Here is a 13,270-nt window from a genome sequence, read left to right on the forward strand (position 1 = left end):
TCGGGCACCCCCGTGCGCGCCGTACCGGATAGCTATCCGAATCTGCTACGGTGCAGAAAAGCGGATGACTATCCGGATAGGGCGGCACTGATGAGACGCACAGCAGTGGTCACGGCGGGAACAGCGGGGATCGGTCTGGAGACCGCGGTGGGACTGGCCGCGGCCGGGTTCGCGGTCACCGCGGTCGGGCGCGACGCCGAGCGCGGCGCCCGCGCGGTGGACCGGATCAACGCCGCCGACCCGGCGCACCCGGCCCGCTTCCTGGCCGCCGACCTGGCCTCGCTGGCCGAGGTCCGCGACCTGGCCGACCGGATCGCGGCCGACGGCCCGCTGACCGCACTGGTCAACAACGTCGGGGCGATGTTCCCCGAGCGCCGGGACTCGGTCGACGGGGTCGAGGCGACGTTCGCCGTCAACCACCTCTCGCCCTACCTGTTGACCGAACTGCTGCTGCCGGTGCTGCGCGCCGGTGCGCCGAGCCGGGTGGTGAACGTGACCACGGGCGCCGTCCGGACCGCCCGGCGTTCGTTCGACGCCGTCGAACCGCCCGGCGGCTACTACGGCTTCCACTGGTACGGGCGGGCCAAGCTCGCCAACCTCGCCTACACCCTGGACCTGGCCGGGCGCCTCGACGGCTCGGGCGTGTCGGTGTTCGCCGCCGACCCGGGCGGCGCCGCGACCGGCATGACCACCGGCCGGATGCGCGACCCCCGGATCGTCTCCCCCGGGCTGCGACTGCTCTGGCCGCTCGTGCGCCGGGTCTTCGAGCGCTCCACCTCCGGACCGGCGTCCACGGCGGCCAGGTCCTCGATCTTCGCCGCCACCGACGACTCGCTGACCGGTCGGACCGGCGTCGTCATCGGCCCCGGGGCGCGGCCGGTCACGCCGCTCCGAGCGGCCACCGACCCGGCCGTCGCCGAGGCCGTCGCCCGGCTCAGCCGACTGCACGCGCCCGTCGCCGGAGCCTGACGGGACGGCGCCGATCCCCGTTGCCGAAAACCGCGACGGCCCCCTCCCGGAAGAGGGGCCGTCGCGGTGGTGGTGGAGCTTCTCCGCCGATATTCAAACCGTCCCGACCTCCTTGGGCCGCTGGTCAGCGTCATGCAGAAGATCAACGATCCGGCCGCAGATGGTCACGAGAGGGTCACCACCATCGAGGGCAGGACAGCCTCTCCTGGTTACGTCCGGCAGGTACTCATAGAGCAGAACATCACCGAGCTGATTGACGCCTACCGCACAGGCTCAACAGCGAAGGCGCTGGCGGAGCGATACAGCGTCCATGTCAGCACAATCAAGAAGAAGCTGAGGAAGCACGGAGTGCGCCGGACCACGATGACTCGCGATTAAGTAAGTGGCTCTTCGAGGTCGTTCAAGTCGTCGGGGTCATCGTTAATACCAAAGTGAGCGGACAAGCTATCCAATAGTTCGATCGCTGACGTCAGAATTGCACCGAAAGCCCGATTGTGCCCAAGTTGCTCTACCTGAAAGTAGACGAGCGCACGCTCATACTTCTTCCCCTTAACGTGGGCAGGCCCACTTCTGAGATCCTGCAGATTACGCAGCAACGGGAGGCGTTCACCTGCGTCAAGAAGTCCTTTGACTGTAAGGTACTTCTCCAGCTTGCTGATCCCCGCTTCACGATCTTCGACCTCGATGTATTTCCTGATCTCTTCCTCGTTGATGCGCTCTATCAGGACCTTGGCCAGCGCCATGACTTGAGAGTCGAACTCGGCTTGATTACTATCGTCGGGGAGATGAAGAGTGTCGAAGTAGTGTGAGTCGGCAGCCTTCAGTGGCTTGAAGAAGTACCATCCGTATTTCTCATGCCACTTCTGACCAAACCGTTCGTAACGAGACTTGAACAGGAGATCCGGAGCTTCGGGTTCTAGCCACTGCCCGAGTATGCTTCGACCGAAGTAGGTAGCACTGATGTCGCCATCCGGCACAACATTGAAACTCTTCCAATATAGCTGCTCTTTATGGGGGAGGTGACCGAGGTCTCCAAGGAAGACTGTGACGTAGGACGAGTGGTTGTTATCGATCTTTAGACTCCACGAATTGACACACGATAGGTTGCTGTCAGTGATCTTATAACGCCTAGCGTCGGCATAGTACTTAGCCAAAACCTGCTTGCGGAAGAATACTGGCGTAAGATAATGAGGAGCATCGGGATTCTTCCCGAAGTAATTCCCCAGGTGGTCATCATCACTAGTGAAACTAAGATCCTCACCATCGTCGTCAGTGCCGATGATAAAGCTTTCGTACTTCCTTTGACTTTCCCAAGGCTTGCGACCAACTGCCAGCGAGCCAGGCCGGACAACTTTCTTACCGCGCAATCGAGAAATCGAGTTCGCTGACTTGTAGGCATCGATGCTGAACCACGGCTTGACCAGGAATTGATTGAACCTATAATCGGTGCCCTTCTCCTCCCAACGTCCCTCATCGGTAACCCCAAGCTCAAGAGGCGTCAGGACAGAAGTACGGTTGTACTCGAAGAAAATAAGCAAGCACATGTCGCGCACGGCCAAATACTCCTTCAGATAGCGAAGTCGAATCTCGACTCGATCAGGAGTCACACGCGCAACATTGACTTCGTCGCCCGCTTCGTCAAATAGGAAGTGGCGACCCGTCTTTTGGTCCACATACAGATTGTGAAAAAGTCGAAATTCTTCAGACAGCTCATTGAATGACTTGACCGCTCCCGGGAAGCTCCGCGAGTGAACGAACGGTTCTACCGGGCCATCGCCGATACGAACATAGCGGAATGTATCCTCGCCGTAACTCTCAAAACCAGGGCCTCCGTTACCTACAAGCAGGTCCCATTCATCGTCAGATAGAGCTTCGCCGAGATGCTCTGGCTGTACGAGCGCGCAGAAGTACGTAACTTCAGTATCAGGCGAACCCAACGGATCAAATCGATACAGAGTCAGCCACTCCTCTGTGCCAAGCCGCTGTACGACATGGTCACGCAGGTCAGCGAACATCATCCGCGCGGTCTCATCATCCCGAGGTTTCATAAGTTATTCCAAGCCTCTGTACATTCATTAGAGTCATTATCGCACATTTCGAGCTAACACATAAAGCGCCGAGAGGCGATGCTAGCCGACCGCAGGCCACTGATCATGGACCATAAATGGCAGGCAAGTTCTCGGCAGCCCGCTCGAGGAAGAGTCGAAACCCACTGACATCTCGGAGGCGTTCTCCGAGTAGCGCGCCATCTAGTCCCGCCTCAAGCAGGAGAATGCAGCGAAGCAGCCATCTCAACGACTCCACTACAGTAAATAGCGAATCGATATTAGATTCATCCAGGAAGCCGGCACTGCGATGTGCATAGGAATTCCGGGCGTCCGAGACAACCTTAGACCACTTATTTTGGTCGCCACAGATTTCCGGAGCCACATCGTGGATGATGTCCGCCAGCCCTCTCAATCGGTTAGGGTAGCTCAACTCGCCAATATGATTGAACACCCCGCGCAAAACGTCTTTTACATCTTCCATGTCCTTGAGTGCTTCAAGAACAAGTTTCCGTGCTTGCCTGCGATCTTCATCGCTGATCCGCTTTTGATCGGGACGAAGACGTCTGTGAAGTCCTTCGGCGACGGTCGTCATCTCGAGAAGCTCGGTCTCAAGCTTGACGACGTCACGCCTTGCTGAAAAATGGGCAATAACCGGCGGCAGAGGTCCCAGTGTTTCGACTTTATTCAGCCAATTAGCTACACCAGCGAACCCCAGATCCGAAAGTCCGGCAAGTACCCTAAGACGTTCACTGCGCGGCTCAACGTAATTTATGTAGTTCGATACCAGAGGGAACCAATCGCGACCATCAATAGTCAGCTCAATGCTGGTCAAGTCGTTCACTTCGCCTACACACAAGGTGATAAGACTCGACAGAGGTGTCACAATCCGACGGTCGATCTCTTGCCAGTTACTCAGTTGCAGATCAGTGACCTGCAACCAGACTTCACGCATCATCGAACCGCCGCGAACGGTAGGCCAAGTTAGACGCGCCGTTTGCGAAACGGTAAAGCTGGCCCCGCCAGTCAAAGCGACGGGCTCAAACTTCGGCATTCGGTAGCTTAGGCTTCTTGTACCGTCATCCGCCTCACTGGAAAAGAAACCTGGCAGGTTGGCCCATTCATCCACGTCTCTAGTACGCACGCGCACACCAGAGTATGTTTGCTTCACGCCTAACGTGTGAGCACCGAAGATGACGCCGCGCGGTGCAAGGATATATTCGCCGACGCCGCTATCGAACAGATCCGACTGCGAGTGCACAGTTATACAGTCATAAGCGGTAATACTGCCAACCATTTGACCGACGCGTCCGTACAGAGTTAGCGGTTCATGCTTTTCAGGAGAGTCGATTACTTCGAAGACCGAATTTTGCTCATCTTGCTTCACCGCAACGTAACTCGGCCCTGGGCGCAAGTCTTCGAAGAGTTGTATCCGGATACCGTCCGCCGTTCGGTACAAGCGACCCGGTGTGCGCTTTTCCTCTTCGCCAGCTTTCCAGAACTGCCCAAATAGATCGAATGGTTGATTGACGTCAAGCTGCGACATATCGCTTTATACCACTGTCCAGGACAGAGCGTAGAAGCGACGCGCCGAGGGGTACCTTGGATAGCCCTACGAGCACAACCGCCTACGGTTCGTTACCGACGTGACTGCTGACGTGCCGCCAACACGGGGATCGCCGCGATCTTCTCAGCCGATAGCTCATCCCACAGCAGGCCCTGCGGCCGCCGTGGCTCCGGGCAACGGATCGTCGTCTCTGGTGTCACGATCACATCGACGCTGAAGTCGTGTGCAGTCTCGGGCAGCTCGTCGTCCACCACTTGGAGCGCGTGCACTGTCGTCACGATCGTGGTGTCGGGCCCAATGAGACCAGCTTCCTGAAGCAGTGCCACCTCGATGTCCGAGTACCCAGCGCCCTTGCCGAGACGGACCCCGCGCCGGTTCACCGCCACGCTGCCGCAGACGATCAGGTCGACGGAACTCATGGCATCAACATCCACGTGGTGACCGACTTGAGCGGCGGTATGCCGCACAGCCGCCTCTTCGGGCGTGATGTCGAGATTCTTCGGGTCGAGCACGATGAAGGGTCGTTCACCGGCAAGCTTGGGAACCGCCATGTAGACGAGCTTGCCTTCGCGCAGCGCTCTGGCGCGTACCGGTTGCTGAGCAGTATCCGGTACCGCCTTGATCACCCGTGCAGCCTTCCACTCGGGTAGCTCCGCCAGGCGGTCGGCGGCCTCCTCGGCACCGTGGAAGGAGGGGATGCGGCCGTGGACGTCAGGCGGAACGGCATGTTCGTGTTCCAGCAGTGCCCATACGTGTTCGCGGGCAGCCTGCTTCGCCTGATCGACGTCCGCCACGTCGGCCCTCCTACTTCGTTGCCATCAGCGTCATCACCCGGTCGTAGACATCTTGCACCTCGGGCTCCTGACGCCACGGCTGCATCTCGCGGCAGGCATCGAACAGGATGTTGAGTCCGCCCCCGCCCCAGGTCAGCTCGATCATGTCCATCGCCTCGTGCAGCGTCCCGGCGGCCTTGTCCACCTGGCCTTGGCGCAGACGGGCCAGGCTGAGGTTGCCGAGCACGATGGCCGCAGACTTCGAGCGCTCGCGGAGTTCGGCAGCCGTGGCGTCGAGGATGCGTGCGGCCCTCTCTGCCTGGCCGAGGAAGAGGTAGCACGACCCAGCCAGTCGCCCGCGGTGGGTCGGGGAGAACAGATCGAACGCCACGTCATCGGCGTCGACCTGTTCAAGGCGACGATCAGCCTCTCCGAGCATCCGCTCGCAGTCGGTCAACTGTCCCATCATGGCGTGGGCCTCGGCGGCGTGGAGCGTGGCAAGGCCGCTGAGCGCCTGACTCGTCTCCGCAGTGGTCTCGGCTGCCCGCAGAGTCAGCGCCAACCCAGTAGAGGGATCGTTCTCGCCGTAGAGCGCCACGTAGCTCTTGCGCAACCAGGCCAAGCCCTCGGTCGCAGGGTCGCGGACTCGTTTGGCGGCTGTGACGGCTTGGGCGAAGTAGCGGTGAGCGGTGCGATGGTCACGACGCTGCGAGGCGTCCCAGACAAGCTGCCCCATCAAGATCGCACTCTCGGCCTCGACGGCGCTCAACTCCCGGCGGACACGGTGCGCTTTGGCGTGTGCTGAGAGAAAGGTGATCTGCCCCAGCGCCTGGCCTGTTTCCGCGAGGAGCGAGGTCGAGGGCGCCCGGTCGTAGCGTTCATCGAGTTCGTGAACATGCTGCCGCAGCTGCGCCACAGTCATGAGGTCCACAGAGCCAGGCTGCTCCAAGGAGTGAGCGAGGCGATCACGTGGCTCGCCATGCCCACCAGCCGCGAGTACCTGATCAAGTCTATCGAGTGACATCCTCAGCAGGCGGGCCAGCTTCGGGCGCTGGTACGGAAGAGGCTCTCTTTCGCCAGCTTCCCAACGCACCACCGTGGAACGGTCGACGTGCATGGCCTCAGCGAACGACTCCTGGGTGAACCCGGCCGCTTTCCGTGCCCGTGCAAGACCGATTCGTCGTACCGCCATCGGATGACCTCCCTGGCATTGTCTTGCCGGTGATCCGGTTGGTGTTTCGCCTGGTCAAGGGTACCCGTGCGCCACTATGGCTCCACCTGGGCGTGAGTTTGTCCCTGTTGATCGCCCCGGTGGGATTCCATTCTTGATCTCGGCCCCAGCGTCAGGCGGTGTACCTGGACGGGCACACCGGCGGATTGCCCCGACGAACACCGTCTACCGGTATGTCGCTCGCTGTTCCCTGGCGCTGGGTGCCCCACCAACGAAGGCTCACCGTAGAGGAACGACTCAGCGATGACATCCACCCGTACCAACCTATCCACTTAGGACGCGAACCGGGCTGGGCCCTATGCCGCACACCGTCCACCTACGCACCGACGTCTTCACCAAGGCCGCGCGACTCGCGGGTTTCCGCTCGGACTACGCCCTCGCCAAGGCGATGGACGTCAACCGCTCCACGGTCGCACGGGTGCTGGGCGGCGAGTTGCAGCCTGGCCCGGCATTCATCGGCGGGGCGCTGGTCGCCCTCACCCCGATGCAGTTTGACGACCTGTTCGAGGTCGTTCCTGCTTCCAGTCCAACAGAAGATCACTCAACAGAGAGGCAAGGCAGTGCCGACCAGCACACCGGACACCGAACCGTCCACGACCTTGCAAGCCGCCCTGAGCTACGCCGAGCTGGGCTGGCCCGTCCTGCCGGGAGCCGTCTGGAAGGACGGACACTTCGCTAGCCCCGTAGACGAGCAACGTGTCACCAGTCCCTGCCTCCGACCGATTCACGAAGCCACCACCAACGCCGAACTGGTCCGCGAGTGGTGGTCGACGCCGGGACTGCACGAGCCGAACGTCTTCATGGTGACCGGTTCCGAGCTGGGAGCGTTCGCCGTGGCCGAGTCGCTGGTCATGACGCTTGCGGATAACCCGTGGTTCGCCGCGTTCCCGACACCGGTGCTGGCGTTCCCGAACATGCCGATCGCCTACTTCCTAGTCCGGCCGCCGATGCCGTCGGTGCTCATGAACCACGAGGCGCGAGTCGTGGAGGCCGGGATGCCGATGCCCTTGCCGCCGAGCACGTTGGAAACCACGCCGCTGATCTGGCTGGTGACGCCCGAACAGGCGGGTGGCCGCCTGATGCCAGGTGACGCCCTGGCCGACCTGATCCAGAGCTTCGAGAAGAGGAAGAGCGCATGACAGGGCTGGCAGATGTCGGGCTGAGCGCCGAGAACATGGAGGTGCTGACCTCCGTGCTCCATGAGGTGGCGCGGGAGAAGGCGCCACGGCTGTTCGCGCTTGTGGAAGAGTACGGCTGCGGCGAGGACGTCCGCGTTGCGGGTTACGGCCTGGCCTACGAGGACCGTGCCGACGTCAATTCCGTGGAAGGTGACTTCCAACTGCACGCCCAGAGCGTGGAGAGCGCCCGGACGCTGTTCGAGATCAGCTCTCAGTCGGCTGGGGTGCAGCGGGTTCATGTGGTGTGGCTCGATGAAGCCGCGGCGACCGCCCAACAGCGCTGAGGGCCGACTACCGGCGGGCACAGTCAGACACGAACCGCAGGAGGTGGCCGAGGTGAGCAAGGGCTACCTCCTGCGCTTGTCGCCTTCAACCGCTGGGAGGGCAAGCTCGCGGCGATCGAGCGGGAACGCGGGGAGATCCAAGCCCAACTGGCCGACACCACCACCAAGCTGGAAGCCGGACGAAGCTTCTTCGGAGCGGCCCTCACGCTCCTCGCCGACCTGCAGGGGCTTCTACCGCCGTGACAGCGACGCAGTGAAGCGCGCCATCACCAAGGTCATCTTCAGCAAGCTGCACGTCGACGCCGAGCCTACCGACGGACTGAGCGTGATCGAAGGCCAAGCCCTCACGGACGGCATCGGCGGACTGATTGGCGTCGATGTGACTTCGGTCACCAACGCCAAGAGCGGCCCCTCCCGGAGGAAGAGACCGCTCTTGATCTCATGACCGACGCTGACCTGCTTGGCGTGGTCCTTGCGGACCACGGTTCAAGTAGGGCCGCGCTGGTGGAGGTGCCGGGAATCGAACCCGGGTCCTCTGCCGGCTCATCAAGGCTTCTCCGTGCGCAGTCCGCTAGATCTCTACTCGGCTCCGGTGATCACGCGGACAAGTCACCGTGATGAGCCCAGCCACTGTGGGTGTCCCGACCGTCCCCCGTGGCCGGGGACGGCGGTGAGCCTCCTAGCTGATGCCGGCGACCGGAGCGGAGGCTCCTCCGGGCCGACAGCGTTGCTCCTAGCCTCAGGCGGCGAGGGCGAACGCGCGCTGGTCTTTAGACTCGGCGCTTATTGGTTTGCGATGACGCTTGCGGTGGTCTCTCGCCTGCACCGGCACGCTTCCCTTGAATCAACGAACAAAGTCGAAACCGTTCACCCCCGTGTCGTGGGTCCTGCTCCGCACAGCATAACGCCCCCGGCCCCCGCCTTCATCCCGATTGGGTTGGTAGGGCTGTCCCCACCCCCCGCCGACCGGCGGACCTGATGGTTCCGACCGCCCCGTCCGGGTGATGCTGGTCGGGCACATCGGCACGGAGGTGGGGGAACATGGTGACGCGGGTCAACCCGAACATCGGCCGGATCAGCGGCTACTTCCTGGTGAACCTGGTCACCGGGATCTTCTGGTTCGTCCTGCTGGTGACCCTGGGCGCGGTCAGCCTGGGCACCGCGGTGATCTGGGTCGGCGTCCCGCTGGGCGTGCTGACCATGGTGCTGGCGCGGGCCGCGGCGACGGCCGAGCGCGGTTGGCTGCGGTTGACGCTGGGCGTGGACATCCCCCGGCCCTACCGGCCGCTGCCGGACACCGCCACGGCCCGCGCGAAGGCCATCGCGAAGGACCCGGCGACGTGGCGCGACTTCTCCTACTGGCTGCTGATGCTGCCGCTCGGCGCGGTCGAGTTCGCGGTCACGGTGGCGCTGTGGTCGGCCGTCGCGGCCACCGTCGGCCTGCCGTTCTACCTGCACACGCTGCCCGCCACCTGGGAGGTCGACTTCGGCGGCGGCAACCTGTGGGTGATCGACACATTCGCCAAGGCGCTCCCGGTGAGCGCGCTCGGCCTGCTGCTCGGCCTGCTGTCGTACCGGCTGCTCAAGGCGCTCGCCCGGGGGCACGCGGCGCTCGCGCGGACGCTGCTCGGCCCGTCGCGCGCCAGCGTGCTGTCCGCCGAGGCGCAGCGGCTGTCCGCCAGCCGGGCCCGCGGCGTCGAGGCGGCCGAGGCGGAGCGCAGGCGCATCGAGCGGGACCTGCACGACGGCGCGCAGCAGCGGCTGGTCGCGGTGGCCATGGGCCTCGGCCGGGCCCGCGGCAAGATGGAGTCCGACCCGGACGCGGCCCGCGAGCTGATCGCCGAGGCGCACGCCGACGCCAAGCTGGCCATCTCCGAGCTGCGCGACCTGGCCCGCGGCATCTACCCGTCGGTGCTGGGCGACCGCGGCCTGGACGCGGCGCTGTCGTCGCTGGCCGCGCGCTGCCCGATCCCGGTCGAGGTGGAGGTGGACGTCGAGCCGCGCCCGCCGACAGCCGTGGAGAGCACCGCGTACTTCACCGTCGCCGAGTCGCTGACGAACGTCGCCAAGCACTCCGGCGCGACCGCGGCGCACGTCAGGGTCTCCCGCACCGAGAACTCCGTGGTGGTCGAGGTCACCGACAACGGCGACGGTGGCGCCGAGGTGCGCCCGGGCGGTGGCCTCGCGGGCCTCGCGGACCGGGCTGCGACGATCGACGGCGTGGTCGTCGTGGTGAGCCCGCTGGGCGGGCCGACAGTGATCCGGACGGAGCTGCCGTGCGCGTGGTGATCGCGGAGGACTCGGTCCTCCTCCGGGTGGGCGTGCAGCGCCTGCTCGCCGACGAGGGGATCGAGACGGTCGCGGCGGTGGAGGACGGTGGCGCGCTGCTCGCCGCGATCGACGAGCACCGCCCCGACCTGGCCCTGGTGGACGTGCGGATGCCGCCGACGTTCACCGACGAGGGCCTGCGGGCCGCGATCGAGGCGCGCAGGCGCGTGCCCGGCCTGCCGGTGCTGGTGCTCTCGCAGTACGTCGAGGAGCGGTACGCGGTGGAGCTGCTGGCGGGCGGCGCGAACGGCGTCGGCTACCTGCTCAAGGAGCGGGTGGCCGACGTCTCGGAGTTCGTCGCCTCGGTGCGCCGCGTCGCGGGCGGCGGCACGAGCATCGACCACGAGGTCATCACGCAGCTCATGGTCCGGTCCAGGCGCAACCCGGTCGACTCGCTGACCCAGCGCGAGCGGGAGGTGCTGGGCCTGATGGCGGAGGGCCTGTCGAACGGCGCCATCGCGGCCTCGCTCGTCGTCTCCGACGGCGCGGTGGAGAAGCACGTCGGCAACATCTTCGCCAAGCTCGGCCTGGAGCCGAGCACGTCCGAGCACCGCCGGGTGCGCGCCGTGCTCGCCTACCTCAACCTGGGCTGAGACCGGGGCCGATACCCAGCAGCCGGGCGCCGTTGTCGTGCAGCACGGCCCGCAGGAACGGCTCGCCCAGCCGGTCGTCGGCGGCGGCCCAGCCCTCGATCGCGTCCAGCTGCGCCGAGTAGTCGTACGGGATGTTCGGGAAGTCCGAACCGAGGACCACCCGATCGGTGACGTCGACCAGCCGCGCCGCCCAGTCCGCGGGCAGCGCCGCCCGCGCCTCGGTGAACGGCACGCCGACCATCGTGGTGTCCAGGTGCACCCCGTCGTACCGGGCGACCAGGTCCAACGCGCCCAGGTAGTCCGGCATCCCGGCGTGCGCCAGCACCGCCACCAGCGACGGGTGCGCCCGCAGCACGTCCTCGAACACGTCCAGCCCGGTGTGCGCGCCCGGCACCGGCCCGTGCCCGCAGTGCACGACCACCGGCGCCCGCGCCTCGGCCAGCAGCCCCCACGCGCCGTCCAGCGAGCGCGGGTCGTAGCCGCCGACCTGCACGTGCGCCTTGAAGCACCGGGCGCCGGCCGACAGCGCCCGCGCCACGTACGCCTCGACGCCCGGCTCCGGGTACAGGGTCGCGGTCGGCACCGCGCCGTCGACCCTGGCGCCGAAGTCCAGCGCCCAGTCCGTCAGCCACTCGCCCATGCCCGGCTTGTGCGGGTAGACCAGGGGCGCGAACCCGACCACGCCGAACGACCGCAGCGCGGCCAGCCGCTCGGCCTCGGGCAGCCGGTACCGGATCGACCAGTCGACGCCGTAGTGCCGGGAAGCCTCGTCGAAGAACGCCCACACCTTGTCCAGCACGCGCTGGGGCATGAAGTGGACGTGCACGTCGACCAGTCCCGGCACCCCGCCGATCAGCGTCAGTACCGCCCCTTCAACGCCCGGCCGTGCGCCTTCTGGATCTCCCGCTGCGCGTCGCGCTTGGCCAGGTCCTGCCGCTTGTCGTACGACTTCTTGCCGCGCGCCAGCGCCAGCTCGACCTTGACGTACCCGTCCTTGAAGTACATCGACAGCGGGATCAGCGACAGACCGCTCTCCTTGGTCTTGCCGATCAGCCGCTCGATCTCGCTCTTGTGCAGCAGCAGCTTGCGCTTGCGGCGCACCTCGTGGTTGGTCCAGGTGCCCGCCACGTACTCCGGGATGTGCAGCGCGTGCAGCCAGATCTCGCCGTCGTCCACCTGGCCGAACGCGTCCACAAGGGACGCCCGGCCCATGCGCAGGCTCTTCACCTCGGTGCCGACGAGCACGACACCCGCTTCGTAGGTGTCGAGGATGGTGTAGTCGTGCCGAGCCTTGCGGTTCGACGCGATCACCTTCTGACCGCGTTCCTTGACCATGGGGAAACCTTACGCGAGCGCGCCAGCGGTTAAAGGCGCACGTAGAGGCGCAGCGTGACGTAGCCGGTCAACGCCGAGATCAGCACCGCCACGCCGACCAGGATGGGTGAGATGAACAGGATCTCCACCATGCTCACCTCGGGGATGATGTTGGACGCGAACAGGTCGCCCAGCACCCGGTTGAGCAGGAAGACCTTGGTCGCCACGAGCAGCCCGATCGAGACGACCGCGCCGATGACGCCGGCGACCACCGCCTCGATGAGGAACGGCAGCTGCGTGTACCAGCGGGTGGCGCCCACCAGCCGCATGATGCCGACCTCGGTGCGCCGGGTGAACGCCGACACCTGGATGGTGTTCGAGATCAGCATCAGCGCCGCGAACGCCTGGAGCAGCGCCAGCGCCAGCGCCGCGTCGCGCACGCCGTTCAGGAAGCCGAACAGCCGGTCCAGGTCCTCGCGCTGGTCGTCGACCTTCTTCACGCCGGCCTTGCCGGTGAACGCCTGCACGATCACGTCGGACCGCTCGGCGTCCTCCAGCTTGACCCGGAACATGGCCGGGATGGCCTCCGGGCGGGCCAGCTCGGCCAGCTCGGGCTGGGACTCGAAGAGCTTCTTGAACCGCTCGTAGCCCTTGTCGCGGTTCTCGTAGACGACGGACTCGACCCCGGACGTGGTCTCCAGCTGGCTGCGCAGGCCGGTGCACGGCTGCTGCGTGCAGTCCTTGTCGTTCACGCTGATGTCGTTGGTGAGCATCACGGCCACCTCGAGCTGGCCGAGGTAGTCGTCCTGCATCTTGCCCACCATGTTGACGACCAGCAGGCCCACGCCGAACAGGAAGAGCGAGATCGCGGTCGTGAGGATCATCGCGATGGTCATCGTGACGTTCCGGCGCAGGCCGGTGACGACCTCGCTGAACACGAAGCTGGTACGCATCGGGGGGAACGTTCCTCAGGGTCGGGGGATGAGGG

Annotated in this window: 14 protein-coding genes and 1 other RNA gene; 7 read left to right on the forward strand and 8 right to left on the reverse strand. The window is 64.8% G+C overall.

Features of this window, described 5'->3' with window-relative positions:
- The first annotated feature begins 90 nt into the window (after positions 1 to 90).
- Together AB0F89_RS01850 and AB0F89_RS01855 are read left to right on the forward strand one after the other, a co-directional pair.
- Positions 91 to 969: an SDR family NAD(P)-dependent oxidoreductase gene (locus tag AB0F89_RS01850; RefSeq protein WP_367131905.1), complete on the forward strand. Its 879-nt coding sequence runs from the start codon at positions 91 to 93 to the stop codon at positions 967 to 969.
- A gap of 66 nt (positions 970 to 1,035) precedes the next feature.
- The gene (locus AB0F89_RS01855; RefSeq protein WP_367131907.1) at positions 1,036 to 1,347 is read left to right on the forward strand and encodes a resolvase; all 312 of its coding nucleotides are present in this window, start codon (positions 1,036 to 1,038) and stop codon (positions 1,345 to 1,347) included.
- Here the strand turns inward: AB0F89_RS01855 and AB0F89_RS01860 are convergent.
- From AB0F89_RS01860 to AB0F89_RS01875, 4 genes are all read right to left on the reverse strand, one after another.
- Complete coding sequence (locus AB0F89_RS01860) at positions 1,344 to 2,987, reverse strand: hypothetical protein (RefSeq protein ID WP_367131909.1); 1,644 nt, start codon at positions 2,985 to 2,987, stop codon at positions 1,344 to 1,346. The two genes, AB0F89_RS01855 and AB0F89_RS01860, sit on opposite strands and share 4 nt — an antisense overlap.
- A gap of 133 nt (positions 2,988 to 3,120) precedes the next feature.
- Positions 3,121 to 4,560 (reverse strand): HEPN domain-containing protein, encoded by a 1,440-nt coding sequence (locus AB0F89_RS01865; protein ID WP_367131910.1) that lies wholly within the window; start codon positions 4,558 to 4,560, stop codon positions 3,121 to 3,123.
- A 92-nt stretch (positions 4,561 to 4,652) separates the two neighbouring features.
- On the reverse strand, positions 4,653 to 5,375 hold the full coding sequence (locus tag AB0F89_RS01870; RefSeq protein WP_367131912.1) for a 5-formyltetrahydrofolate cyclo-ligase: 723 nt from the start codon (positions 5,373 to 5,375) through the stop codon (positions 4,653 to 4,655).
- 10 nt (positions 5,376 to 5,385) lie between these two features.
- The gene (locus AB0F89_RS01875; RefSeq protein WP_367131913.1) at positions 5,386 to 6,546 is read right to left on the reverse strand and encodes a helix-turn-helix transcriptional regulator; all 1,161 of its coding nucleotides are present in this window, start codon (positions 6,544 to 6,546) and stop codon (positions 5,386 to 5,388) included.
- Between the two features lie 599 nt (positions 6,547 to 7,145).
- Between AB0F89_RS01875 and AB0F89_RS01880 the strand changes: the two genes are divergently transcribed.
- Genes AB0F89_RS01880 through AB0F89_RS01890 form a run of 3 tightly spaced genes read left to right on the forward strand, consistent with a single transcriptional unit; the run spans position 7,146 to position 8,492 of the window.
- Positions 7,146 to 7,724 carry a bifunctional DNA primase/polymerase gene (locus tag AB0F89_RS01880; protein WP_367131915.1) on the forward strand — a complete coding sequence of 193 codons (579 nt, stop codon included), beginning with the start codon at positions 7,146 to 7,148 and terminating at the stop codon, positions 7,722 to 7,724.
- Complete coding sequence (locus tag AB0F89_RS01885; RefSeq protein WP_367131916.1) at positions 7,721 to 8,047, forward strand: hypothetical protein; 327 nt, start codon at positions 7,721 to 7,723, stop codon at positions 8,045 to 8,047. Before AB0F89_RS01880 ends, AB0F89_RS01885 begins: the two co-directional genes overlap by 4 nt.
- A 52-nt stretch (positions 8,048 to 8,099) precedes the next feature.
- Entirely contained in the window at positions 8,100 to 8,492 is a 393-nt protein-coding gene (locus AB0F89_RS01890) for a hypothetical protein (RefSeq protein WP_367131918.1), read from the forward strand.
- Positions 8,493 to 8,549: 57 nt separating this feature from the next.
- Here AB0F89_RS01890 and ssrA read toward each other — a convergent pair.
- Positions 8,550 to 8,922: a transfer-messenger RNA gene (ssrA, locus tag AB0F89_RS01895) on the reverse strand.
- 166 nt (positions 8,923 to 9,088) lie between these two features.
- Here ssrA and AB0F89_RS01900 point away from each other — a divergent pair.
- Together AB0F89_RS01900 and AB0F89_RS01905 are read left to right on the forward strand one after the other, a co-directional pair.
- On the forward strand, positions 9,089 to 10,336 hold the full coding sequence (locus AB0F89_RS01900) for a sensor histidine kinase (protein WP_367131920.1): 1,248 nt from the start codon (positions 9,089 to 9,091) through the stop codon (positions 10,334 to 10,336).
- A complete protein-coding gene (locus tag AB0F89_RS01905) occupies positions 10,324 to 10,968 on the forward strand; it encodes a response regulator (protein ID WP_367131922.1) in 645 nt (214 codons plus the stop codon). Before AB0F89_RS01900 ends, AB0F89_RS01905 begins: the two co-directional genes overlap by 13 nt.
- Here the strand turns inward: AB0F89_RS01905 and AB0F89_RS01910 are convergent.
- The 3 genes from AB0F89_RS01910 to ftsX are packed head-to-tail and all read right to left on the reverse strand — an operon-like array spanning position 10,955 to position 13,235.
- Entirely contained in the window at positions 10,955 to 11,830 is an 876-nt protein-coding gene (locus AB0F89_RS01910) for an amidohydrolase family protein (RefSeq protein ID WP_367138652.1), read from the reverse strand. The genes AB0F89_RS01905 and AB0F89_RS01910 overlap by 14 nt on opposite strands.
- Positions 11,827 to 12,303 (reverse strand): SsrA-binding protein SmpB, encoded by a 477-nt coding sequence (gene smpB, locus AB0F89_RS01915; RefSeq protein WP_367131924.1) that lies wholly within the window; start codon positions 12,301 to 12,303, stop codon positions 11,827 to 11,829. The genes AB0F89_RS01910 and smpB overlap by 4 nt, the downstream gene beginning before the upstream one ends.
- A gap of 29 nt (positions 12,304 to 12,332) precedes the next feature.
- Positions 12,333 to 13,235 carry a permease-like cell division protein FtsX gene (gene ftsX, locus AB0F89_RS01920; protein WP_367131926.1) on the reverse strand — a complete coding sequence of 301 codons (903 nt, stop codon included), beginning with the start codon at positions 13,233 to 13,235 and terminating at the stop codon, positions 12,333 to 12,335.
- Between the last annotated feature and the right edge of the window lie 35 nt (positions 13,236 to 13,270).

It is taken from the genome of Saccharothrix sp. HUAS TT1, assembly GCF_040744945.1.
Lineage (GTDB): Bacteria > Actinomycetota > Actinomycetes > Mycobacteriales > Pseudonocardiaceae > Actinosynnema.